This is a genomic window from Granulicella sp. L60, from assembly GCF_009765825.1.
Classification (GTDB): domain Bacteria; phylum Acidobacteriota; class Terriglobia; order Terriglobales; family Acidobacteriaceae; genus Edaphobacter.
Genome location: NZ_LMUR01000018.1, coordinates 408,185 through 432,877, shown reverse-complemented (window position 1 = coordinate 432,877; position 24,693 = coordinate 408,185). Strand labels below are relative to the sequence as shown.

Genomic DNA, 24,693 nt, shown 5'->3' with positions numbered 1-24,693 from the left:
CGCAGGCCAATCAACGACTCTTATGCAAACCCCAGAAGGTTCCATGACTCATAAAAAATACCGGAGCCTTCTGGCTGCAGCCTGCATTTTGCTTCTGCCCTGCGCCGCACTCTCTCAGACGCCGCAGCCCACCGCACCGCCCGGCGCTCTCAGCATGCAGCAGGCAGTCGATCTCGCCATGCTCAAAAATCCTGCACTGCTCTCCGCGCAGCAGAATCTGCTCTCGGTCAAAGCGCAGGAGGTTCAGGCTGGCGTCCGCGCAAATCCTTATCTCACTGTCACCGGCTCCAACGTCACACTCGGCGCCGACAGCAACAATCCCTACCAGTACGGCGTAGGCGTAGGACGACTCTTTGAACGGGGAGAAAAGCGCCGCTGGCGTCTCGATATCGCCACCTCCACCACCGCCCAGACCGACGCTCAGTACCACCTGCAGCAGCAGCAGACCATCCTCGCCGTCCGCACCGCCTTTACAAACTTCGTCCTGGCCAAGGCCGCAAAAAAACTGGCCGACGATAACCTGGCCGACTTCAAACATGAGCTCGACATCAGCCGCGAGCGTTACAAGGCCGGCGACATCGCCAAGCTCGACTTCGAGCGCCTCGACCTCCAGCTTGCCCAGTTCGAATCCGACGAGTCCAACGCCATCACCAGCGCTCAACAGGCCAGCATCCAGCTTCAGACTCTCCTCGGCTACGACAAGCCGCACCCGGACTTCGATGTCCTCGGCGACATTGTTCCCCCGCCCGTCGCCGACACCATGGAGAGTCTCGAGCAGAAGGCTCTCGCCGCGCGACCCGACTATCACGCAGCCCACCTCGGCGTAGCCGTCGCCGACGCCAACGTCAAGCTCGCCTACGCCAACGGAACTGCCGATCCTACCCTCGAGGCCGACTACGATCGCGCCGGCACTGACAACTCCGTAAACTTCTCCATCAACGTTCCCTTGCGTATCTTCGACCGCAACCAGGGCAACAAGGAGACCGCGAAGTATACCGCCCAGGCCAGCCGTTTCACCGAACTGGCAACCCGCAATCAGGTCGTCTCCGACGTCGACCAAGCCTGGTCCGGCTACGCCAACGCCAAAATTCTCTCCGACCGCTACAACGGCCACTACCTCGACGAAGCGAAAGATGTTCTCGACATATCAAAGTTCAGCTATGAGCACGGCGGCCTGGCCCTCATCGACTATCTCGACGCCCTGCGGGAATCTCGCTCCGTGACTTCGGACGCCCTCAACGCCTATGCCCAGACCTGGCTCGCCATCCACCAACTGAGCTTTGCGACTGCCACTGACATCGTTCCGTAAGCTTTATATAGCCAATGAACAGCTACAAGGCATCCCCTTTGAATCCACCGTCAGCGTCTTCGAACTTTTAGGATTCGCCGTGAAACGACTGCAATCGATTTGCTTACTCATCGTTGCTGCATTCTTATTCCTCGCATTCGCCCCCTCGCTGATAGCGCAGACCCCATCGCACCCTTTTAGGGTCATAGCTATCGCGGAACATGGTGGAATCCATAAGCCGTTCGTCGATGCAGCAAAGGTCTGGCTCGCTCATGAAGCAAAAATGGGTAACTTCACCGTCGATTACATCGAGGACACCAAGCCGATCGACGATGCATTTCTAGCTCATTATCAACTCTTCATCCAGCTAAACTATCCACCCTACAACTGGACACCAGCCGCCGCTGCAGCCTTCACCAAGGCGATCGAGCAAGGCTCCATCGGCTGGATCGGACTCCATCACGCGACCCTGCTCGGCGAGTTCGACGGCTTCCCCATGTGGCCGTGGTTCTCCCGTTTCATGGGAGATATCCGCTTCACCCAGTACATCCCCACCTTCGTCACGGGCACGGTCAACGTAGAGGCTCCTTCGCATCCGGTCATGAAGAACGTCCCCAGCAGCTTCACCATCGAAGACGAAGAGTGGTACACCTACAACAGATCGCCGCGGCCAAACGTGCGCGTTCTCGCGAGTGTGAATGAAAACACTTACACTCCGAATACGCCTATCAAGATGGGTGATCATCCGGTCGTTTGGACCAACGAACACGTCAAGGCAAAGAACATCTACATCTTCATGGGTCATCATCCAGAATTGTTTCAAAACACCGCCTTCACCACCCTGCTTCACAACTCAATCGTATGGGCGGCCCATCCATAGTCAATCAAGGATGAGGAAGACTGACGGCATAGAGGTACCAGGCTGCATGGGGCAACCACTCCTCGGTCCAACGCCAGTCTTCGTCCTTACCGGTAACGGCAAAGCCCTCATTGAACGCGATGCCATCCTCGTTATCCGAGGCCGCCGTCACACCGTTGATGATCGCCCCGGGAGCAGTCGTGTATTTGTAGGAGTGGAAGAACATGTACGGCGCCTGCCCATGTCCGCTGCCGCCCAGCATGCTCGCGTCGAAGGGATTCCGCCCTAAGATCCAGTGAAGCTGATTCCATGCGTATGTCTCCAGCCGGTTTTGAAATGCAGCATCCTCGCTGAAGAACGGAGCCGCAAGCCGCGCAGCCGCAGCGAGAGAGGCGAGCCGCGCATCTTCTCCCTGCCACCATGGAGCAGCTTCCGTATCGTGAGGAAAGAAGAAGGCCGTTCGCATCTGTCCATTGCCCATCCTCACCAGCTGTCTGGCGTAGCCGAAGGGATTGTTGACCTCGGCGGTAACATCCAGTTCAAAACTCAGCGACCGCTTCACACCCTCCAACACTTTTGCACGATCCTCCGGCGCTGCGATCTCCGCATAATGCAACAGGCTGACGACCGGTAGACCAGCGTCAGATGGATGGAAGAAGGGACGCATCAAGTCATCCGCTCGCCAGTAGTCACGCTGGCCCTGCGCCGTCGTCAGGCGAGCAAGCAGACTACTTGCCCCGTGCGCCGCTGCACTGCGATACGCATCATCTTTGGTCGCGCGATAGAGCTCCGTCGCAGCAAGCAGCGCACAATAGTCGTCAAGAATGTTTTCCTTACCATCGTTGAGCAGTTCGCGATTGTGAGCCTCGAGAAACGCAAATGCCTCCCTCGCCGTTTTGCGGTAGGTCTCACGCGTAAAGTCCCCATCCACAGGCATCGTACTGGCCAACGCAAGTGCCGCGATTGCCACTCCTCCGCCTGCACGAAAGCTGGCCTCATAAGCATGGGGGCTGTCTGCAGCACCAATCTGCTCTGTCGAATCGGACGCATTCTTCTTTATCTGCGTGCGCCAGTTCGGGTTGCCGATCTGGCGATCCTGAGGGAGCTTCTCGCGCCCGGGGGAGTTGATGCTCTCATAGAACGAGCCATCGCGCCGTTTGATGCGCACCAGAAAATCCGCTCCGAAAAGACCTTCATCGAGCATGCGGCGCTCATACTCTGAGAAATTATCGTCGTTGCGTGCGACCAATGTCTTATAGCTCTGAAGCATGGTCCAGACAACCAGAGGCACCTGTTGCGGATTGAAGTACGAGGTAGGATTCTGATGCGACAGATGAATGCCGTAATCCCCGGTTGCGTCGTACCATCCGCCACGTGCATCCAGAAATCCCTTCTGCCCAGGAGGCAAAGGGAGATGACTATCGGCTCGATCGATGAGCCCGCTCGAACGCTGTCCCTTGAAATAAAAGATAACGTCAGAGAGCGTGCTTCGCTCCAGCAGATCGTCCGCGATAGCGAAAGGACACGAGGTCACCTCTCCCGCTTCGGTGCTTGTCCGAATCAGGTAGCGCCCTGGCTTGTTCCAGGAAGAGAACTCCGCGTTCCAGAACATCCGGTCGCCCCAGTTATTCACCTGTCCCGCCGGTGTAAGGTTCGCTGTGAGTACGGTCTTGTTCGTCTCAGAGTCAACCAATGCGAACTGCGTGGGATGGTCGTGCGCCGATCCAAGCACCAGTGCCTGCTTCGGAGCGCGTGTGTCGTATCCAACATGATCGACGAGCACCGTTACCTGCCCCATGCCCTGTGCGGAGAGATATAGTCCACATCCAACTACTAAAACTTGCTTCCATTTACTTGTAATCTTTATATCCTCGCGCAGCAGCATTTTGAGACAGGGTTGCTATTTGTGATCGCACAATCCGATCGCTTCGGTATCTCGCCTGTCCTTAAGATCCTTGAGCAGTCCCTCGTCACTTAGATCGAGCGGGCACGAGTTCTCCCAATCGTGATGCACGATCTTCTGCAGACGCTCAATCACATGCGGATCGCTAACCTCGATGGCCAGTTCGCGCCTGCTGTCGAAGCTGCCCGGAGTCAGGTTGATCGAACCGATGATGGCCCTTGCGCCATCCGCAAGCAACATCTTAGCGTGCAGCTTCAGATGTTTGAGCCTGTGAATCTTGATCCCAACGTCGTCCATAATCCGCAGACCGCCGACACCCTCCACCAGCTTCTCTTCCTTCAGCGTATGCGGCGGCTTGGCCATCACATGGATCTTCACCCCACGCATCTTCGCTCGCACCAGATGTTCAATGATGATCGGGTCCTGAAAACGCTCATTCTGTACAAACAGCGTATGCTTCGCTCCGTCGATAAGCTGCGCAATCCGATTGCGCGCATTCCCCTTGCACCACACCAGATGTGCTTGATCTCCAAGATCAATGTGCTTCCGATTCCAGTCCGCATCGAAACAGGCTTTGATCTCGTCTACCTCATGCGCATGATCGGTCACGATCGCATAGTCCCGCGACTCTTGCAGATTCTTCGTCTCCCAATTCAGCGAATAGACAAACGCAGTCTTGTCATCGACGATCATCGATTTTTCGTGGGTGAGATCGAACTCTGGATTACTGTCCATCACCTCAACATTGCCCGCGCTCAGAATCTTTCGCGACTCTTCGTTCTCCGTCTCGCCACTACGGCGTGCAGGATTCAACATCACCCGCACCTTGACGCCACGGTGTTGCGCCGCAACCACAGCCTTCAGCAGCTCTGGGTCCGAGAAGACGAACATCTTGATGTGAAGCGACTTCACCGCTGCATGGATGGCGTCGAGAATGGGTTGAGCTGAATCATCGGGAAGAATCAGCAAGGAACGGGACATAAGGCCTCCGAATCATAACTACCTCTTAACATCTGACGACGCTTCGAGGTAACAAATGCACTAAAACAAAATTCTGACTACTTCGTAAGCAACAGAGCAGAGACGATTACCGAATGAGCCAGCCGGCTTAGTCTAATACAGGGCAGCCTCCGCCTTATTCAGGTTCGTGATAACAGGATCGGTGCGTGTCGAGATTCCCGCTGCCGGAGCAAGCTGGATCATATAAAGATCGGAGTAGATCCCCTTGCGATTCAGCAGTTCCTGGTGCGTCCCCTGCTCGGCGACCACTCCACCCTTCAGCACGATGATACTGTCCGCATCCCGAATCGTGCTTAGACGATGCGCAATCGTAATAACGGTTCGGCCCTTCATCAATCGCTCCAGTGCCTCGATCACAAGCCTCTCCGACTCAGTATCTAGAGCCGCCGTAGGCTCGTCAAGGATCAGGATCGGGCTATTGCGTACGATCGCGCGAGCGATGCCGATCCGCTGCCTCTGACCTCCTGAAAGCGCAAGTCCGCGCTCTCCCACAAGGGTCTCGTAACCGTTCGGCATGCGTTCAATAAACTCGTTCGCATTGGCCATCTTCGCCGCGTCTTCAATCTCCTGCTGCGTCGCATGTGGCCTCCCGTAGGCGATGTTCTCCCGGATCGTCCCCTGGAAGAGCACCGTATCCTGCAGGACGAATCCAATCTGATCGCGCAGGCTGCGCAGCTTGTATCGCCGAATATCCACACCATCCAGAGTGACCGCTCCCGAGGTCGGATCGTAGAAGCGCGCGATCAGACTCACCACCGTGGACTTGCCGCCTCCGGTTGGACCGACAATTCCAATCAGTTGACCCGGCTCGATCCTGAAGTTGACGTCGCGGAGTATGAGATCTTCTTTATCGTATCCAAAGGCAACGTGCTCGAAGACGATCTCGCCGCGAATCGGCAGAGGCTCCTGCGCCTCCGAATGCTCGGGAATGATCATATCCGCGTCGAGAATCGCCTGAACTCGTTCCACTCCGACAGCAGCCTGCGCCATCGTATTCGTCATCTTCGCCAGATCCTGTAGCGGCTTGAAGAACTTCGTCAGGTAAGCAAGAAAGACGACGAGCGCGCCGGCCGTCATCGTTCCTCTAAGAATAAGAGAGGCGCCTCGCCAGAGTACAACCGCGGTGCACAGCGCTACCGTCACATTGACGATAGGGGCAAGCAGAGCCTTCACCTGCCGTGCCTTAAGCGCCGCATTGACTGTGGCCAGACTTACTTGACCCAGCTTCTCCTGTTCCAGATTTTCCTGGCCGAAGGCCTTCACGACCCTCACCGACTCCAGCCCCTCCTGGACCACTGTAACGATGTCGGCCTGACGCAGGCGAACGCTGCGCGTGGCCGTTTTAACCGCGCCCCTGAAGCGCGACATGAAATAAAGAAGAAAGGGAGTGATACCCATCGCGATAAGGGCGAAGTCCCAATTCAGCCAGAACATCAGTCCGAGCATCTCGATAATGGTCACGAGATCGACGACGATACCGAGCGTGGAAGAGGAGGCGAAGCTCTCAATCGTCTGAATGTCGCTTGTGATCGTGCTGAGAAGAGCGCCCGTCCGATGAACGTCGTAATAGGAAAGAGACAGACGCTGGAGGTGTTCGTAGGTCCTCATGCGCAGATCGTGCGCGACCCGCTGCCCCACACTCTCCGTAAAGTAGTTATCGATATAAGAGGCGAATGAACCGATAACAGCGATCAAAACCACGGCCACACCCGCCAACGCGGCGATCTCCAGCTTTCCATGACCAAGCGATAGAGCTGCATGCGAGGCAAGCAATTTATCGAGAAACTTCGGCAGATGATGGTTTGCGACGACGTTGTCCAGGATCACCTTGACCGGCCATGGCGCCGCGAGGCCCATCAGGCTCTCCACCAGCATGGCGAACAGAATGACGATCAACGTCCCGCGATATGGGCGGATGAGCTCTCGTATCAGCCGCAACATGTGTCACTATCTCCCATTTGACATCCCGAAGATGTCAAATTTATTACGAGCGTGTCCTTTGAACGGCGTGAACGCCAGCCTCAAAAGGCTAAGCAGGAACGCTGGAAACACAATACTATTTTCAGTGATTCCAAGGGTAACTAAATCCAGTGCGTCTTAGCAATCGTTCGGGAGTGGAACTCCGGGCCTACTCGAATACTTCCGTCGAATCACGGCTCCCGCTCGCACTGCGCAAGGCACATCCGCTGCTGCGAACCGTCCACAGACGTCCGTTGAAGCGCAGATCGGTCAAAGACAAAGGCGGTATATCGATGCGCCAGAACGCCTGAGTCGGAGAACCGAGCGCGTAGACAAGAGCGCCGCGAATTACAGCAGGATGAGTCACCGCGATCGTATGCCCCGCACCCCGCTGCTCCTCCATCCAGCTCCCAATGCGACCGATCAGCCTCACAATGGACTCCCCCCCGTGGGGAGCGGCCTCGGTCTCGGTAAGCCACGTACCCAACCCCGCCGGATCGCGAGCCTGAATCGCATCAAGTTCTAGTCCGCTCCAACTCCCGTAGTCGCACTCCCGCAGCGACGGAGACACCTTCGCCTCCAGCCCCAGTGCCTGCGCAGTCTCGAGAGCACGCAACTCCGGTCCAACTAGGATCTGCTGGGCCCGCGGAGACATCCATCCCAGCGCCTCGATCCTCCCACATTCGGACGGCTCCAGGGGCTCGTCAAGCGGGAACGCCGCTCTTCGCTGTGCTTTCGTAACACCGTGGCACACCAGGGTCAATCGAGTTGCAGGCAGATAGGAATCCATAGGCGACCGGCTCCTGTTCATGGTAACCGGTCTACGAACTGGCCCCGGCACCTTCGGAATCCCGAACCGACCCTGTTCCAGCGCAGATTTCGGGACGCAGAGGACATCCATTCTGGCCGGCATCCCCCAAATCCAACATCTGACCGTATTAGCGCATCAATAGAGATACAGTATCTACTGTACGCACCTCCATTATCTCTCTTAGCCGTCTCGTCATAGGAGTACTTTGAAAGACCATGTAGATGCCGAGAGTCCGTGGCGCGACAGGCTACGTGCACTTCGAAATATGCCGCCGGTTCTCCGCATCCTCTGGGACTCCGGCCCCGCCGTCGTCTCCTGGGGACTCGCGCTGCGCATCTTCGTCGCCGCACTCCCCTTTGGCGTCGTCAAAGTTGCAGCGGCCATCATCAACGACATCTCGATCGTGCTGCGACACCAACCGCTCCCCACCAACTTCTGGATATTGGTGGCAGTAGAAGTTGGCCTCAACGTCCTGTTAGGGCTTTTGACCCGCGCCGTCGACTACTCCGACTCGCTGCTCGCCAACCGATATACCCAGCACGTCAGCGTCCGCGTCATGGAAAAGGCCGCGCAGCTCGACCTCACCACGTACGAGAATCCTGTCTTCTATGACCGCCTCGAACGCGCTCGCGTCCAGGCAACCGACCGTCTGGCCATGATCCAGCTCATGGGTCGTCTCTTCCAGCAGGTCATCACCACACTCATATTTTCAGTGGCGCTCGTCGCGGCCTCCCCGTGGCTCCTGCTGCTCATGGCACTCGGTGTGCTTCCCTCCTTCATTGGAGAGACCCACTACGCCTTCCTCGGCTACGCCAAAAACTTCCGTCAAACGCCGGCCAAGCGCCAGATGGACTATCTGCGGCAGGTCGCGGGCAGCCGCGAAGGTGCGAAAGAGGTCAAGCTCTTCGGCCTCCACCACTTCTTCACTAATCGCTTCCAGGCCCTGGCAAACCAGATCTATAAGGAAGACGTCACTCTCTCGCGGTCGAAGCTCATCGTTGGCGGCCTGCTCGGCGTTCTCGGCACGCTCGGCTACTACGGAGCCTATGTTTACGTCATCTGGCGTACGCTCGGAGGCGCCTACGATCTAGGCCAGTTCTCTTTCCTCACCGCTTCCATCCAGCAGGCCAGCTCCAACCTCCAGCAGGTCTTCTCGACGGCCTCGGGCATCGCCGACCAGGCCCTCTTCCTCACCGACCTCATTGCCTTCTTCGACATGGAGTCGACCGTCGACGCCAATCCCAACGGCCTTCCCGCTCCTCGGCCTATCCAGCGTGGCTTCGAGTTTCGCAACGTCTCCTTCACCTACCCCGGTACCGACCGCACGGTGCTCAAAAACTTCAGCCTCACCCTCTCACCGGGCGAACGCATCGCGCTCATCGGCGAAAACGGCCAGGGCAAGACCACCATCGTCAAACTAATTACCCGCCTGTACGACCCCACCGAGGGTCAGATCTTGCTCGACGGCGTCGACCTCCGCGAGTACTCCCTCGAAGACATCCACCGCCAGATCGGCGTCATCTTTCAGGACTTCATGCGTTACGAGATGACCGCCCGTGAGAACATCGCTGTAGGCCGCATCGACCATCTCGAACAGCAGTCCGACATAGAATCGGCCGCACACAAGAGTCTCGCGGACGATGTCGTCGCCAAGCTGGGCGAGGGCTACGACCAGATCCTAGGCCGCCGCTTCGAGGGAGGAGTCGAACTCTCCGGCGGCGAATGGCAGAAGATCGCACTCGCCCGTGCTTATCTTCGAGACGCCCAGCTGCTCATCCTCGACGAGCCGACCGCCGCCCTCGACGCCCGCAGTGAGCTTGAAGTCTTCGAACGCTTCGCAGAACTGACCCAGGGCAAGATGGCTCTCCTCATCTCGCATCGCTTCTCGACTGTACGCATGGCGGACCGCATCGTCGTCCTCTCCGGTGGCCGCCTCATCGAGGAGGGAAATCATAAACAGCTGATGGCCACCGGCGGCGTCTATGCGAGCATGTTTGAGATGCAGGCCGCAAGCTACAGGTAGGCTTGACTTAGCATCTTACTCATCGACGAAGGCAGTCTTAGGCTAAGACTTCACTCCCCAGCGCAACGGGCGAACCGCATCGGGAAAGGCACCATGGCATCATTTTCAGAGGATCCAATCACGACAGAACACGCACTACCCCCAACCGCGCCCGCGTTGGAGATGCCCACTGCTGGCCTGCCGGAAAAGCCTGCCGTGTCCGACGCGGAGTTGAAGGAGCGCGCCACCGCCCTAAGCAGCCAGTGGGAGATGGTCGAGGAGAATACAAAGGCCACGGGATTCTCGGCCCGCCTCACCAGCCTCAAAGACCGGCTCGACGAAGTACTGCGCACCAGCAAAAAAACAGCATCGACCAAAGAGCTGACGCCGGAGCTTGAGCTTCTGGAGAGCACGCGCATGTTGGAGTCCGCGCTGATTGCGGGAGACAACACCAGTGCAACATTCGCTGGCCTGCCCCACGTCCGCGTCAATCAGGACGACGAACTGCCACGAGCGATCAATCTGGCGGAAGGATATCTCTTCGCAGCCCACGGCATCTGGTCGCCCGAGTCGCTCACAATCTACGTCCAGCAGGCGCAGCAACGCGACGCACTCCTGCTCGAAGAGATCACCGTTCTGCCGCAGGCGCTCAAGCTCGCACAGCTGGAGTTCATTCTGGACCGCGCCGAAGAGGCCTTTGCCGCCGGCCCGCTTCCTCCCATCGAGCAGTCGCCGTTCTCTGCGATCCTCCACAGCATGAGACGCCTGAACCAATTTGAATGGCGCACCGTACTCGAGCCCATGATCGCGTTCGACCACATACTCCGCGAAGACCCTGCCGGCGTCTTCGGAGAGATGGAAGACGAGACCCGCCATGCCTATCACATGCGCATCGCTGACCTCGCTCGCGACGCGGATGCCAGCGAAGTCCAGACCGCGCAGGCAGCCCTCAACCTCGCACGTGAAGCCGCCCAGGTCACCGACCCCGATCCCAGGCATGCATGGCGCATCACTCACATCGGCTACTACCTCTTCGCCGAAGGACTTCCCACGCTCTGCCAGCGCATCGGATATCACGCTCCTCCCATCGAGCGTCTGCGAACCTTCCTGCGCAAGTGGAAAGAGGACTTCTACATCCTCGGCATCTTCACGCTCTCCGTCCTGCTGATCGTCGCCATCATCGCGCCCCTGGTCCCTCACCACGCCTTCTGGCCCGTCATAGGAGCGCTTCTTCTCGCTCTGCTCCCAGCCACGCAGGGCGGCGTGGATCTGGTAAACAACACCGTCACCGCGTTGATGCAGGCCCAGTCGCTTCCCAAGCTCGACTTCTCCAAAGGCGTTCCTGCAAATGCCTCCACCTTCGTCGTCGTCCCAACGCTCCTGCTCAACGCAGCACAGGTTCAAGAGCTATTTGACGAGCTCGAGGCTCGCTATCTCTCCAACCAGGACCCTCACATTCACTTCGGCCTTCTCACCGATCTGCCCGACACTAAGGCCCGCCCCCTCGACGAAGATTCGAACGCCCTGGCAACTCTGGCCGCAAAGTGCGTGAATGATTTAAACGAAAAATACCCACGCGAAAAAGGCGGATCCTTTTTCCTCCTCCATCGTCATCGCGTCTTCAACTCACGCCAGGGAGTATGGATGGGATGGGAGCGCAAGCGTGGCAAGCTGCTCGACCTCAACAAATTTCTGCTTCACGAATATGACAGCTTTCCATTGAAGGTCGGTCCCCTCGAAGCGCTGGACCATATCCGCTACGTGATCACATTGGACTCCGACACCCAGCTGCCACGCGGGACCGCAGCCCGCATGGTCGGCACCATGGCACACCCACTGAATCAGGCGATCGTCAACCCACGCCTCCGAATCGTCACCGAAGGATACGGCATCCTCCAGCCCCGCGTTGGCGTCAGCGTCTCATCGGCATCGCGTTCACGGATGGCCGCGCTCTACTCCGGCGAGACCGGCTTCGACATCTACACCCGTGCCGTCTCCGACGTCTATCAGGACCTCTTCGGCGAAGGCATCTTCGCTGGCAAGGGCATCTACGAAGTCAGCATCCTGCACCAGGTCTTAGACCGCCGCTTTCCACGCAACGCCCTGCTCTCCCACGACCTCATCGAAGGCTCCTACGCACGCGCCGGTCTCGTCACCGACATCGAGATCATCGACGACTATCCCTCGCATTACTCCGCCCACACTCGCCGCAAACATCGTTGGGTACGCGGCGACTGGCAGATCGTCCAATGGCTCTTCGCCAAAGTACCCGACGAGGCCGGCCGCTCCGTCGCAAATCCCATCAGCACCATCTCGCAGTGGAAGATCCTCGACAATCTGCGGCGCAGCCTCGTAGAGCCCGTCACCTTCCTCTTATTCCTCCTTGGGTGGTTCGCCCTTCCCGGCGGCGCACTCTACTGGACCATCGCCGGTCTCGTCCTCCTCCTTCTACCCGTCCTCGTTCAACTTGCCTTCAACCTCGGCCGCGCTTTGGTCAAGCTCAGCTTCGTCGGAGCACGCGAAGGCATCAAGACCTTCTCGGCCTCGTTTGGCTTCACGCTGCTGAACCTCACCTTCCTCCCCCATCACACCCTGCTCGCTCTCGACGCCATCGGGCGATCTCTCAACCGAAGCTACTTCTCAGGCAAGCATCTGCTCGAATGGGAGACCGCAGCGCAGGCCGAAGCGGGACCATCCAGAACGTCGCTCGACGTTTACCTGCAGCTATCGCCTGTTCTAGCAATCGTCATCGCCGCGGCACTTGCCTTCACCAATCTCAAGTCGCTCTTCGCCGCCGCTCCCATCCTGCTGCTTTGGGTCATCGCCCCTGCCGTCGTGGTCTGGCTCAACTCGCCATCCCTCAAAGAGCCTGGCCCGCTCACACAGGAAGACAGTCTCTTTTTGCAAGAGCAGGCGCTTCAGATCTGGCGATACTTCCTTGAGTTCGGCGACGAGAAAAATCATTGGCTCATTCCAGACAACGTCGAAGAGAAAGACACGCTCCAGGTGCGGAAGCTATCTCCCACAAACCTGGGAATGCTATTCAACGCACGTCAGGCCGCGCACGAGTTTGGCTTTTTGACTCTGCCGGAGTTCGTCAAAGCCACGCTTGGAACTCTGAAGACCTACGACGGCCTCGAGAAGCATCGCGGCCACATCTACAACTGGTACGACATCGAAACACTCAAAGCGATCCTTCCCCTCACAGTCTCAGCCGTAGACAGCGGCAATCTGGCAGCCTCTCTCTACACCTTGCACACAGGAGCATCCGATCTATTGAAGCGTCCGCTCCTCGACGCTCGTTCCTTCTCGACCCTGCATCAGAGTCTGCAGAACTCATCGAAGGCCCCCTCCAGTCCATACGACCTCAACGCAGAAGCATGCGACCTATCCTCACTACGGCAACGTATCAACCTTCTCTTCGAGGACATCGACACCGCACCCGTCAACGCATCTCCCGATTCGAGCAACAACGATTGGGCATCGACCGAACGCGCACGCCGTCGCATAGCCCTGTCAAACTTTGTCGAGTCTTACACCCCCTGGCTGCTACCTCAGTTCGAGCCCCTCTTCGCCCTTCCACAATTCTGCACAGCCGAAGATCAAAAGACACCAACCCTCGCCACAGCCGCTGAGTATCTCGAAACCCTCATCGCAAAGCTTGCATCCGTAGTTCCATCTCTTCCCAGTGCTTCAGCAACTTCCATTGCCGCGAAGTCCCTCCAGTCGATGCTGCCCGCAGCCGCACAACAACTTGCCCAACTGAAGGCCGACGTCATCACCATCGCCCTTGAAGCCGAGCGTCACGCCGATGCCATGGAGTACGGCTTCCTACTGGTGGAGTCACGCCAGCTCCTCTCCATCGGCTACGACGGCACCACCCACGAACTACACTCTGCATGCTACGACCTGCTCGCCTCCGAAGCCCGCATCGCATCCTTCATCGCCGTCGCCAAAGGCGATATTCCACAGCAGTCCTGGTTCCGGCTCGACCGCTCCCACGTCCTCGTCGATGGAAACGCCGCTCTCCTCTCGTGGACAGGAACCATGTTCGAGTACATGATGCCCGCCCTCTGGATGCGCAACTTTCCCAACACCCTCATCACCCGCTCACTCGAGTCCGCCGTTCGCATCCAGCAGAATCACGTCCGCGACATCCCATGGGGAATCTCGGAGTCCGGCTTCGCCAAGATCGACTCCTCTGGAAGATATGGCTACCAGGCCTGGGGCATCCCCTCACTCGCGCTTAAGTACGGCGCCGAAGATGGACCTGTCATCTCGCCCTACTCCACCTTCCTCACTCTCTCCGTCGTGCGTAAAGAGGCCATCGCAAACCTTCGACGCATGGCGCGCATGGACTGGACCGGCGCATACGGATTCTACGAAGCCGCCGACTACACCCAGGGAAAACAACCGCAGCTGGTAAGGTCTTGGATGGCTCACCATCAGGGAATGTGCCTGCTCGCAATCACGAACCTGCTGCGAAACAACATCATTCAGGACTGGTTCCACCGCACCCCTCGCGTGCGCGCAGCAGAACTTCTCCTGCACGAAAAGGCACTGAGCAAAGAGACGTTGAAGCAGCTCTCAAAGCAGCCCAAGCTACAGCCTGAGTAACCATCTATTTCGATAGCTCATCAAAAAAAGGAAGGCGACAGGAGCTCCTGTCGCCTTCCTTTTTCCTGCAATGTAGCGCAGTACTAAAAGTGAAATCCAACCTCAGCCGTCAGAGCGCGCGGTGTAACGTAGTGCGTTCCACTGAAGGTAGAAAGAAAGTTATACAGCGCATATTTGTTGGTGATGTTTACGCCAGTGAGCCGCAGACTCCATTTGTACTTGTCACCGTTGAAGAGATTATCCTCACCGAGCGATGCGTCAAATAGGCTTCGTTCCTGGATACGAGGCGGGTTCTTGTCGTCGTTCTCCGTACCCGGAGCAGGAATCGACACCAGCTTCGAGGTGAGTTGCGAGGCAAGACACTGTCCTCCCGGAATACCGACGAACGGAGTCGCCTTGATACCGTTACAGCTAAGGCCAGCTTCGAACTGCTCATCCGGAGTCAATCCACTCAGATTGATTCCCGGCTGACCGTTGATGGTGATCGACGGGCCGCCGTTGATTGGATTGCATACGCTGTTCGGGTCCGTCACGTTGAAGCACGGTACGGAATCCGCAGTCAGACCGCTGTCAAAGCGCCAGTTGAAACCTACCCATGGAGCATGCTTCAGAGGAACCTGGTACTGCAGATGTGTCGTCTGGTTGTACCGTTCGTCATGATCGATGCGGAATGGGAATCCACTTCCACCAACCGTAGCGCCTGCGCCCGCGCTCTGCGGCGGAAAGAAGCGTGCCGCAACCGAAGACATGACCACGAAGGCCGAGAGGTTGTGGAAGTTAGGAACATCCGCACGAAGCGCGAAGCCCGGAATCTTCGAGTTGTGCCAGTCGATCGGAAACGTAATCGGAGTATTGCCGAGCACGCTGAAGTCGAAGGCATTGTGAGTGTACTTCCAGATATAGTCGCCGCTGATCACAAGATTCTTGCCAAAGGCCTGCTGTAGTCCGGCATGAAACTCATTGCGGAAACCCGGCTGCAGGTTCCCCGATACGCCGGGGGTGCAAAGCAGCAGCGGAGCAAGTACATCATTCCCGCATCCCTGGCTCGACAGCACAAGGTTTTCATTGAAAGGCGACTCCAGCGTCCGCGCATACGAGATGCGAAGAACAGTGTTTGTAGGTTTGATGCTGTAAGCAACGCCCAACCGCGGCTCCGCCTGACGAGCAACCGTCAAACCGTTGTACAGATCACCACGAATGCCGAGATTGAAGAGCCAGTTCCCTGCCTTGATTTGGTCTTCCGCATACAGAGCAAGTTCCTTCACGTCGGTATGTCCGATGAAGTTGAACTGTCCTCCACCACGAGTCAAATCGAAAGGCAGCAGAACAGGGTTGAAAGGAGTAGTGCCCGAGCCCAGAGCAGTCGCCAGTACACCATCATTCGGAAAGAGTCCTGCAGCCGCGCACTGCGATGGATCGTTGAATCCTGCCACAGGAGTCGCAGTGCCATCGGTGCAAGGTGAGTTGAAGACATTCGAGACGAGGCCAAGAGTATCGCTCTCTCGAAGAAACGTCTGCGAGTAGTTCGCGCCAACCTTGATGTTGTTGTGCCCCTTCACATACGAGAGATCGGTGTGAAGACCGGCATTCGTAAGCGAACGAATCTGCGAGATGGTCTGGTTCTGCAGATTCGGAGCCCCAAGATCAGCCAGCGGATTGCCGCTCGGATAGTAGTTATACGCATCTTTCCGAATGTAGACCCCGAAGTTGAACAGTGAGTTCTCCCCAAGCGTCCGTGTATAGCTCGGAGAGATATCGAACGTTCCGATCTTCGAACGCTGATCGGCATTGCCAACATTACCGAAAATCGGATTCAACCCTGCGCCACCGCTAACGACATTCGACACGTTCAAGTTGTCATACGAGTTCGGCGTCTGGAACCACGAGCGGCTGTAGTTCAAATTCAGGTGGACCGAATCGACAGCCGTAATCTGGCGATCGATGCGATCGAAGACGTTGAACTCATTTCCCTTGTCATGAAATACAACGAACTCCGGAGGATCGAGAAAACGTCCCGTATTCAGGCCGTCAATCTCGATAAAATTTCCCCAGTTCTTGCCGCCATAGCTAAGATCCACAGCGCCTGTCGCAGACCCGAAGGTTCCATAAGAGGTCGAAATGCTTCCAGTCGGCTTCGTAACACCCTGCCCCGACCTCGTCGTCACCTGGATCACAAGGCTCGTCTTACCGCCAAACTCAGCCGGTGGCGCACCCGAGATTACCTCAATCGACTGAATCGAGTTCGAAGGAATCTGGTTCGAAAAAACCTTGCTCTGCTGATCGGTAATGGGCTGGCCATCGATCGAAAAAGAGTTCGACGCGTGATCGCCAAGACCATGGAAAAGTCCATTCGAGTCTGCCGCAACGCCCGGCGAAGACAACGTCACCAGCGAACTCAGCGAAGAAGACTGACTCTCCAGCGGAAGCTTGTTGAACAGGCCGCGATCGACGTCCGTGTGAAACGTCGAATCGTTCTCCACAAGATCGCTGCCCGTAACATTGACGACGGTCGAAGCAGTACCCACCGCCAGGCTGCTCTTTACCGTCATCGGCACAAACGAACGCACCTGAACATCCTCGTTCAAGGATGCAAATCCCGTCACCGAAATATGAAGATGGTACGGATTGAGCGGCAGGTTCGTGAACTGATAGTGCCCCTCTCCATCCGACGTCGTAATCCTGTTATAGCCGCTCACCGGATTCTCGATCGACACAGTCGCGCCCGGCACAATAGCGCCCGTCGCATCCGTAACTACACCGTTGATTGTTCCTGAATTGCCAGCCGTCTGGGCCCACACGCCTGGAGTTCCAAGCGAAAAGAAAATGACAAATATTGCGAATGCAAAGATGACGCGTCGTGTTGACGTGTGCATGCACTACCCCCTTGATTTTAAGCCTGAATTTTGACGAAAGTTCTAGCGAAGAACAGGGTCAGCAGGCGGCGGTCGGGTGAAGAGTGCAAACGTACTGAAAGTTCCGGCCCTCGTGCAGGGACGGTACGTCTCGACGGCAGCTATGATCGGCGCGACAAACAACATCACCGTCGGCACAGCCACCTGTGCTGCTAAGTGCGCAGTAACGCAAAGCGAGCAGTCAGCGTGGGAGATATCCCCATCGGGGTGAACGTGAACAGCCTGGATCGTTCCGCAGGCAACCACCAGAATCAAGCACAGAAAGGCGAGTAAGAGTCTCCACTGACTCGTCTGACTCGGCTTGGCTCCTGGATTGAACACGATAAATCTAATATATCTCAGGAAATTAATAGACGTGCGCGGAGAATACGAATCACCGCCAATAAAATGACTTCGTCAAGGGCGCAACCGTCAACCATCTCAAAATAAAAAAATCAGCGTAACGAGACTCCCGTTCATTCCAGGAGCCTTGGCTCGATAACTCTTTACACCAACTGCACTTCGATCTTCCTCGCATCAGCATCGAGCACCGTAATACGAAAGCTCCGAATCTGCCCTGCGCGCAAAGCCTCGACCTTCGACTCCGTGGCCGCGGCACCGTTCTTCCACCGCGCCGCCAGCATCGAGCCCAGCGACGAAAAATCCATCGCTCCCGTCTGCGTCTGTACCGGCTCAACCGCCTCCACCACCAGCCTTGCCTTCGCGCGAATCCCCTCGCCCAACTCCACCGTCCCCTGCTCACCGGCAACGTCGATCAGCCGTCCCGTCACCACATCGCCCTCTTTGTGCTCAGCAAGGTACTCATCCAGACCAGTCGGCACTAACTGCTTCATACTCAGCCGCATCTGCCTCTTGTCTTTATCGATCTCGATCACCTTCGCCTTGATCGTCTCGCCTGCGCGCAGCAGATCCTGGGGCCGTTCCACCCGCTTCTCCGCGCTGATCTCGCTCACGTGAACCATCCCCTCCACGCCCTCAACGATCTGCACAAACGCGCCGAACTTCGTAAAGCTCGTCACCGTCCCCTCCACCTGCGACCCCACCGGAAACCGCTCCGCAACCTCAACCCACGGATCCCCAAGCGTCTGCTTAAGCCCCAGCGACATCCGCCGCTCCGAAACACTCACGCCAAGGATCATCACCTCAACAACATCCCCAACCTTCAACATATCGCCGGGCTTCCTCACCTTCTTCACCCACGACATCTCCGAGACGTGAATCATCCCCTCCACACCCGGCTCCAGCTCGACGAACGCCCCGAAGTCAGTCACCCGCGTCACCGTCCCACGCACCCGCTCCCCAGCAACATGTTTTCCTTCCACAGCGTCCCACGGGTGCGGCTGCAACTGCTTCAGCCCCAGCGAAATCCTCTTACCCGAAGCATCGACCTTCAGCACCTTCGCTTCGATCTCCTGCCCCACCGTCAAAATATCCGCCGGCTTCTCTACCCGTCCCCAGGCAATATCGCTGATGTGCAGCAGCCCATCCACTCCGCCGATATCCACAAACGCGCCATAGTCCGCCAAACTGCGCACCGTACCGGAGACCACATCGCCCTCCTGGATCTCGGCATACCGTCGCTCCTTCGACGAACGATCCTCTTCCTCCGCAACCGCACGCCGATCGACGACCACATCCTCCTCGGCCGCATCCAGCTTGATGACCCGGCAGCGAATCTCCTGCCCCACCAGCTTCTCCATCTCGGCGGCATCACGCGCTCCACTGCGAGAGCCCGGCATAAACGCACGCACCCCCACATCCACCGTCAGGCCGCCCTTCACCACCGCCGTCACCGTGCCCGAGACGATCGCCTTATCCTCAAACGCCTTCTCCAGCGCCGTCCAGTCCTTCGGCTGCTCCACCCGCAGACGCGAAAGCTCGTAGTAGCCCTCCTCGTTCCTGCCCTTCACCGACACCAGCAGCTTGCTTCCCGGCTCAACCTTCTCGCCTGCGCTCTCAAACACGCTCAGCGGCAGCACGCCCTCAGTCTTGTAGCCGATATCGACATACACCGAGTCCACCGAAACCGTAACCACCGTACCGGAGATCTGCCTGCGATCCTCACTCGACCTTCGCTGGTTGCTCTGCTCAAACTGCGCAAGAATTTGGTCGAAGGACTCGATTGTCTCGATGGTCTCGGATGGCTGATCGTTCTCTGGCGTGTTGGGGATAGACATGAAGAGTGGAAGCCTCGTTATTCCTTTTATTTCGCCTAGAATATCACCGCGCCGCACCCACCCGCATCTGCGCAGCACAGCTCAAAAAATCAGCAAGCGATTTACTTCATCGCGAATCTTCTTTCTGCCATACACTTCTATCTCCATGCCTCTCACCCCGCTCAGAACATTCCTGCTCCTCTCCACCCTCGCTGCAACAGTCACCCTCCCCATACCAAGCGCACATTGCAGTCAAACAGCAGACACCGCAGAAACCGCCACGCTCGTCACCACTCCCTCACGCCTATCCAACGGATCGCCCTGCCTCCTCACCATCCACCTTCGATCCGCGGCCACCACAGTCACAGCCAAATGGCAGAGCCATCCCGTCCTCTTCTTCGCATCGCCAGACCGCAGCACCTGGTACGCCATCGCCGGCGTCGACGTCGCCGCAACCCCCGGCAACTATCCAATCACCATCGAAGCCCATTTGCAGGACGGAACCCACCAGACCCTGCACCGCGACATCGCCGTAACCGCCGCGCCCTACGCCAAAGTCACCCTCACCGTTCCCGATAAGTTCGTTCAACCCGACGCCGAATCCCAAAAGATCATCGCCGCAGATCAGCTCATCAAAGACAAAGCCTTCGCCAGCTCCGCGCCCAAGCCCGAGTGGACCGGAGACTTCCTCCCACCCCTCAAGCAAGCGCCCCGTTCAGATTCCTTCGGCACCCAGCGCATCTTCAACGGAACCCTCGCCAGCGTCCACCGCGGCCTCGACTACCGTGCAGCCCCCGGCACCCCAGTCGCCGCCATCAACTCCGGCCGCGTCATCCTCGCTCAGCCTCTCTTCTTCGAAGGCGGTTGCGTCGTCATCGACCACGGACTAGGTCTCATGAGCGTCTACATGCATCTGTCGAAGATCGACGTCACCGTCGGCGAAACCGTCTCCCGAGGCCACATCATCGCACGCAGCGGAGCCACCGGACGCGCCACCGGCCCGCATCTTCACCTCGGCGTACGCTGGCAGGGCAGCTATCTCGATCCCGCAAAACTCTTCGAGCTCTCCCTGCCTCAACCCCGCTAGACCCGCTGCAATCGCACTCTCACCCAAGCGACGAAAACTCTAAGCAAGAGGCTCGACCGAAGCCCGTTTCTCTTTCTCATCCGTGCCGAAGAATCGCCTTAGCGGCTTCTGTATCGCACGCAGCAGCGCCCGAGCCGCAATCGCCGCTCCACCCAGCAGAATCAGCGCAAACGAAGCCGCGATCACCGGATGGTGCGTCGCAAACCACGTCAGTCCAACCGCCGCCACATCCTCCGTAGAACTCAACGCAATATTTGAGATCGGCTCCGGGCTCGGAGTCACCGCAGCGCGCAAAGCCGTCTTCGATCCATGAGCCGCCAGCGCAACCGCAGCCCCAATCGCCGTCGCCAGCACCTGCATCTGCGGCGTCAGTTGCGAGCTCGCATGATAGGCCACCAGCGCCGCAATCGGCACACGCACGATCGTATGCAGCGCATTCCAGATCATGTCGAACCCGGGAATCTTATCCGCCACAAACTCAATCGCAAACATGATGCCGCACACCACCAGCACCCACGTATGGCCAAGCGAATCCAGCCCCGGAGGCAGACTCACCCACTGCGTCCGCGCAAGAATTCCAAGCGTAAACACCGTCGCATAGATATTCAGACCAGCCGCAAAGCTGGCAGCAATCACAAGCGCCGTAATGTTTGCTGGGCTAAAGCTCATTTGGCTGGAATTCTACAGCGTTTCCAGCATCACCGTGATCTTTATTTCCTGCTCGCCCGCTTGCTCTGCGCCTAACGCACAGCCCGTTTGATCTGAGCATATTGCAGCAAAATAAAACTATCGGTCATCCCCGCAATGTAGTCTGCCACCACCCGCGCCAGCCCCTCATCTTCAACCTCGTCGAAGTAGCTCTGCGGCAGCTCCTCCGGATCGTTGATCCAGTAATCGAAAAGCGCCGTCACTACCTCCTCGGCCTTGTCATGCTCATTCTCCAGCGCCTCGCACGTGTACAGCGTGTCGTACAGATACCGCTTCTCCTGCAGGCGCTGCGCCTCCACCTCCGGCGAAAACAACGCCAGCCGCGTAGGATATCGCCGGACATCGGCAAGACTCTCCGCGCCGATCGCCCTCGCATTGCGCCCCGTCGTCTCAATCAGATCGTCGATCAACGTATTCTGCATCAACTGCAGCGCCTCATTGAACAGATACTTCTCATCCACTCCCGCGTGCTGTTGCTCCACCGTCTTGTAGCACTGCGCCACCACGTCGACATACTCGCACACATGCCCGATCTCAAGCAGCCCCGACTCCACACCGTCATCCAGATCCGCCGTAAGATAAGCAATCTCATCCGCGAGATCGATCAACTGCGCCTCAAGCGGCGGCCGCTCATCCAGCAGATACTCCTTCAGCTCAAGGTGCTCCGCCGCACTATAGTCCTTCGAGTGTTTGATGATGCCCTCGCGAACCCCAAGCGTAAGATTCAACCCACGATGAGCCGCATACCGCTGTTCAAAGTGCTCCACAATCCGCAGCGCATGCAAATTGTGGTCGAAGCTCCGTCCATGACGCCGAAGACAGCGATCCAAGGCCCGCTCCCCCGCATGGCCAAAGGGAGGATGCCCAATATCATGCACCAGCGCCAGCGTCTCCGATAGATCCTCATTCAAACCAAGCGCAGCCGCAGCCGCCCTTGCAATCTGCGCGACCTCAATCGTATGCGTCAGCCGGCTGCGAAAGTGGTCCGAAGCGCGGCTCGTAAACACCTGCGTCTTCCCCGCCAGCCGTCGAAAGGCACGCGCCTGCACGATGCGCTCACGATCCCGCTCGAACGGACTCCGAGAAGGACGAAAGGGTGCAGGATAAACGCGCGTCAGCAGAAGATCCTCGGGATCTCCGGCGACCGCACATCGATGAAGGTCGATTGCCATACTCAACTTCAAGTGTAACGGGAAAGACCTTCGTCGTTATTGTTTCCCTGGAGTCGGAGCCGCCTTGGCCAGCTTCACCCGGGCATTCTCCAGCTTGTGCTGCACCTTCGACACATCCGCCGGATCGGCATCCGCAGGCAGAGAGCGCGAATACTCCGTCATCGACCGCTCCCACTGCGCCACCGCCATCTTCAGGTTGCCCGTCTTCTCATACACCTCGCCGAGATGATCGTGAACCGTCGGATCCGTATTAATGCGCTCATTCGCCTTGCGCAGATTCTCCTCTGCCAGTGTGTACTGACCGGACTTGAAGTAAGCCCACCCCAGCGAGTCCAGAAACGCGCCATTCTGCGGATCCAACTCAACCGCCTTACGGATCATCGTCAGCGCCTCAGGCAGCCGAACGCCACGATCTGCCAGCATATAGCCAAGGTAGTTCAATATCGTTGCGTTCTGCGGATCGATGGCGAGAGCCTTATGAAACTCAGCCTCTGCCTCGTCGTATCGCTTCTGCCGGTCGTACATCGTCCCGCGAAGAAAATACTGATACAGCTTCTCGTCCGGCTTGCTTGCAAGCGCATCCGCGCTGTTCAACTCCGCCGAAGCATCATCCCACCGCTTCAGTCGGATATAAATCTGCGCCAGCGCCATCCGTGCATCGCGCTCATCCGGAGTGCCCTTCGTCGTGGCAACCACCTGCTTCGCCAGCGCCACACCCTGATCCACCTGGCCGGTATCCGCAAGCTGCCCTGCATACATCGACTGAATCCCATGGTCGTTCGGCATCGCCTTCGCAATCTCTGCGGCAGCGGCAGTCGCCTCCTTCCACTGATGCGCGTCGCGATACGCATCGATCTCGCCCTGGTATCCGGTCTTTACATACTCACCGCCAAGCGCAATCTGCTGCTTGTACGTCGCCACGGCCTCGGCAAACTTGTCCTCTTCCCGATAGATAATCGCCAGGCGATCCAGGAAGATCGAACGGTTCGCCTTCTCCCCGTCCGTATACTTTCCGTCCGCATGCGCCGAGTCCGCCACCAGCTTGTTCAGCACTCCGATCGCATCGTCATAGCGGCCCAGCGAGTCATAGATCAGCGCCTCGTTGTACGTCAGCTCCAGCGAGTCCGGTGCCAGCGGCTTCGCCTTCTCCAGCGTCTTCAACGCCGCATCGTAGTTACCCTGCCGCCGCTCAATCTCCGAGATGTGAATCTGCGACTGCGCATCCTGAGGCTCCGCCGCCACAATCACGTTCAACACCTTCAGCGCCTCATCCAGCTGCCCATCCCCCAGCAGCGCATTGGCCAGCCCGCGCTCCGTGTCCAGGTTGTCCGGCTCCATATCGAGCGCGCGATGATACGCAGCAATCGCATCCTTATTCTTCTTCAACTGCTCATAGCTCGCGCCCAGCGCAAACTCGATCCGTGGCGAACGATCCTCCACCGGAATCGCATTCAACACCTCGGCCGCCCGCTTCGGATCGCCCTGCTCGCTGTAAAGCCGCGCCATGTTCAGCGCAACCTCCTCCGAGTTCGCATCGATCTTCTGGGCCGCCTTGAACTCCGCCTCCGCCTTGGCCGAATCATGGTTCAACCCATACAACTGGCCCAGCAAAAGGTGTGTCTCCACATCCTTCGGCTTCAACTGCGCAAGCTTCTCGTACTCCGCAATCGCCAACTGCAGCATCTGTCCCGACTGCGGCGTCTGCATATCTCCCAGCGAACGCAGATACACCTTACCCAGCAGCGTATGCGCCTCCACATCGTCAGGATTCTTCGTCACCTGATCCTGCGCCGCCGTCACCGCCTCGCGGATCCGCCCAATCTTGAAGTACAGATCCGCCAGCCCATCCTGCAACAATCGCGAACTCGGATCCGCATCCAGCGCCAGCTTGTACTGCTCCACCGCCTGCGTCGCATAGTCCGACCGCCCCGCATTCACCGCCATATCCTCATACAGCCTCGCCAGGCCGTAGTGATAGTACGAAGAGGCGCGATCCACCGCAGCCGCTGGCATTGGAGTCGCCGAAGCAGCCGGAGCCTGCGCAACCATCGTGTGCGCCGCAAAGATCAACCCGGCAATCGGAATCAGACGGAGACGGCGAAAAGAGGAGGCACGTAAAAGAAGAGTCATATATTTAATTTCCTGTGCCGAAGGAATCGAAGCCAGAAGTCCAGTACAGACAGTCATTCGTTAGACGGT

At 57.9% G+C, this 24,693-nt stretch carries 15 protein-coding genes; 5 read left to right on the top strand and 10 right to left on the bottom strand.

The genetic code is table 11. The features are described 5' to 3' along the window. The first annotated feature begins 43 nt into the window (after positions 1 to 43). Together GSQ82_RS12180 and GSQ82_RS12175 are read left to right on the top strand one after the other, a co-directional pair. Positions 44 to 1,309, top strand: coding sequence for a TolC family protein (locus GSQ82_RS12180; protein ID WP_254061603.1), 1,266 nt, complete (start codon positions 44 to 46; stop codon positions 1,307 to 1,309). A 148-nt stretch (positions 1,310 to 1,457) separates the two neighbouring features. Continuing rightward, positions 1,458 to 2,168 carry a ThuA domain-containing protein gene (locus GSQ82_RS12175; protein ID WP_371417231.1) on the top strand — a complete coding sequence of 237 codons (711 nt, stop codon included), beginning with the start codon at positions 1,458 to 1,460 and terminating at the stop codon, positions 2,166 to 2,168. A 4-nt stretch (positions 2,169 to 2,172) separates the two neighbouring features. On the opposite strand, the gene GSQ82_RS12170 is transcribed toward GSQ82_RS12175, so the two are convergent. The 4 genes from GSQ82_RS12170 to GSQ82_RS12155 form a co-directional block, all read right to left on the bottom strand. After that, positions 2,173 to 3,945: a glycoside hydrolase family 9 protein gene (locus GSQ82_RS12170; RefSeq protein WP_174243070.1), complete on the bottom strand. Its 1,773-nt coding sequence runs from the start codon at positions 3,943 to 3,945 to the stop codon at positions 2,173 to 2,175. A 102-nt stretch (positions 3,946 to 4,047) separates the two neighbouring features. Next, on the bottom strand, positions 4,048 to 5,031 hold the full coding sequence (locus GSQ82_RS12165) for a phospholipase D-like domain-containing protein (RefSeq protein WP_158792543.1): 984 nt from the start codon (positions 5,029 to 5,031) through the stop codon (positions 4,048 to 4,050). A gap of 132 nt (positions 5,032 to 5,163) precedes the next feature. Continuing rightward, complete coding sequence (locus GSQ82_RS12160; protein ID WP_158792542.1) at positions 5,164 to 7,011, bottom strand: ABC transporter ATP-binding protein; 1,848 nt, start codon at positions 7,009 to 7,011, stop codon at positions 5,164 to 5,166. A 187-nt stretch (positions 7,012 to 7,198) separates the two neighbouring features. Next, on the bottom strand, positions 7,199 to 7,819 hold the full coding sequence (locus GSQ82_RS12155) for a histidine phosphatase family protein (RefSeq protein WP_158792541.1): 621 nt from the start codon (positions 7,817 to 7,819) through the stop codon (positions 7,199 to 7,201). 226 nt (positions 7,820 to 8,045) lie between these two features. On the opposite strand from GSQ82_RS12155, the gene GSQ82_RS12150 reads away from it, so the two are divergent. Then, complete coding sequence (locus GSQ82_RS12150) at positions 8,046 to 9,863, top strand: ABC transporter ATP-binding protein (protein WP_254061602.1); 1,818 nt, start codon at positions 8,046 to 8,048, stop codon at positions 9,861 to 9,863. Between the two features lie 93 nt (positions 9,864 to 9,956). Continuing rightward, entirely contained in the window at positions 9,957 to 14,459 is a 4,503-nt protein-coding gene (locus tag GSQ82_RS12145) for a glucoamylase family protein (RefSeq protein WP_158792540.1), read from the top strand. Positions 14,460 to 14,542: 83 nt separating this feature from the next. On the opposite strand, the gene GSQ82_RS12140 is transcribed toward GSQ82_RS12145, so the two are convergent. From GSQ82_RS12140 to GSQ82_RS12130, 3 genes are all read right to left on the bottom strand, one after another. Further along, positions 14,543 to 17,332 (bottom strand): TonB-dependent receptor, encoded by a 2,790-nt coding sequence (locus GSQ82_RS12140; protein ID WP_158792539.1) that lies wholly within the window; start codon positions 17,330 to 17,332, stop codon positions 14,543 to 14,545. 42 nt (positions 17,333 to 17,374) lie between these two features. Next, positions 17,375 to 17,692: a hypothetical protein gene (locus tag GSQ82_RS12135; RefSeq protein WP_158792538.1), complete on the bottom strand. Its 318-nt coding sequence runs from the start codon at positions 17,690 to 17,692 to the stop codon at positions 17,375 to 17,377. A 164-nt stretch (positions 17,693 to 17,856) separates the two neighbouring features. Next, positions 17,857 to 19,548: a 30S ribosomal protein S1 gene (locus tag GSQ82_RS12130; protein ID WP_158792537.1), complete on the bottom strand. Its 1,692-nt coding sequence runs from the start codon at positions 19,546 to 19,548 to the stop codon at positions 17,857 to 17,859. Here GSQ82_RS12130 and GSQ82_RS12125 point away from each other — a divergent pair. Next, a complete protein-coding gene (locus GSQ82_RS12125) occupies positions 19,547 to 20,614 on the top strand; it encodes a M23 family metallopeptidase (protein ID WP_158792536.1) in 1,068 nt (355 codons plus the stop codon). The two genes, GSQ82_RS12130 and GSQ82_RS12125, sit on opposite strands and share 2 nt — an antisense overlap. A gap of 39 nt (positions 20,615 to 20,653) precedes the next feature. Here the strand turns inward: GSQ82_RS12125 and GSQ82_RS12120 are convergent, their stop codons facing one another. The 3 genes from GSQ82_RS12120 to GSQ82_RS12110 form a co-directional block, all read right to left on the bottom strand. Further along, positions 20,654 to 21,283 carry a DUF4126 domain-containing protein gene (locus GSQ82_RS12120; protein WP_158792535.1) on the bottom strand — a complete coding sequence of 210 codons (630 nt, stop codon included), beginning with the start codon at positions 21,281 to 21,283 and terminating at the stop codon, positions 20,654 to 20,656. Positions 21,284 to 21,354: 71 nt separating this feature from the next. Then, positions 21,355 to 22,494, bottom strand: coding sequence for a dGTP triphosphohydrolase (gene dgt / locus GSQ82_RS12115; protein WP_158792534.1), 1,140 nt, complete (start codon positions 22,492 to 22,494; stop codon positions 21,355 to 21,357). Between the two features lie 36 nt (positions 22,495 to 22,530). Next, the gene (locus GSQ82_RS12110; RefSeq protein ID WP_158792533.1) at positions 22,531 to 24,624 is read right to left on the bottom strand and encodes a tetratricopeptide repeat protein; all 2,094 of its coding nucleotides are present in this window, start codon (positions 24,622 to 24,624) and stop codon (positions 22,531 to 22,533) included. Positions 24,625 to 24,693 lie beyond the last annotated feature (69 nt).